Origin of the sequence: Campylobacter sp. RM16190 (assembly GCF_012978835.1) — a bacterium.
Lineage (GTDB): Bacteria > Campylobacterota > Campylobacteria > Campylobacterales > Campylobacteraceae > Campylobacter_A.
Window position 1 is genome coordinate 1 of sequence record NZ_LIWS01000025.1, and the last position, 1085, is coordinate 1085.

The 1085-nt window shown below is 27.3% G+C and carries 1 protein-coding gene; it reads right to left on the reverse strand.

Features of this window, described 5'->3' with window-relative positions; all coding sequences use genetic code 11:
• A partial coding sequence (locus CDOM16190_RS10485; protein WP_170020782.1) for a hypothetical protein occupies positions 1 to 440 on the reverse strand: 440 nt, incomplete at its 3' end.
• Positions 441 to 1085: the final 645 nt, after the last annotated feature.

The window sequence follows — 1085 nt, forward strand, 5'->3', positions numbered from 1 at the left end:
GAAATATTTGCTTTAAAAAGCCAAATATCAATAAGCTCATACCTTAGCTTTACATCATCAACAAAGTGGATAGCTAATAAAATATACTGCTCACCTATACTGCCTAATGAGTCAAGCCAGTAAAAATAAAGCCTTAAGAGTCGCTCATCCAAGCTAGCAAATCGTGACAAATAGCAACAAATCATTATCTCGTAGTCATTTGCGTTTTTAAAAGTTTGGACTTTATTAAAAATTTCGCATATAAAATCAGTATCAAAAACATATAAATGGTTAATAATATTTAAACAGTCAAGAACGCATTTTGAATTATCAAGCCACAGGGTATAAAGTTTTAAAATATCTTTATCGTTACTAAATTTTTTAACTGAAAGTCTAAAATCCTTTGTTTTTTTGCATAATACCAAAGCTTCATCTATACTTTTTATTTTATCAACTCTCATTTTTACTCCTCTGTTGGATATACAAATGAGATGAAAAAAATTTTAAGTATTTGTCTAATTTTTTATTAAATAAGAAAATTTTGTTACTGTTCTGCACAAAAATGATTGTTTTATAACAAATTAATATTTTTAGCTATGTTGTGAAAAACATAGCTATTTGCAACAAAAATAAATCTCGCACTAGCGAATATGTTAATATTTTATTTATTTTTTGTTGCAATAAAAGCAGGCGTAGTTTTTGATAAATATTAATCAAACTTTGCCTGCTTTTAGCCCGTCTGGCACAAGACCTTACAGCAAGCTTGTCTGAGCTTGCTAAGTAAGTATTAGCCAAATATTAATTTTGCTTTTAGATGTGCAGGATATTTAAATGTAAATTTGAATTCAGCTTTTTAAATTTTTGGTATAGTGAAAGGCTGGTTTGTTTAATCTTGTTTATTTTTAAATGCCAATATTTTGGTAGTTAGATTTTGTTTGAAAATTTTACTAAATTTTAGAAAAACTATACAATAAATTACAACAAAAGTAAAAAGTTTATTTTGAATTGTATTGTTGTATATGGCACCCAAGATGGCACCTAGACAAACCTTAAAGCTTAAAAATACCGATAAAATAAGGATTTTAAAAGAAATGGTGGTTAGAGGC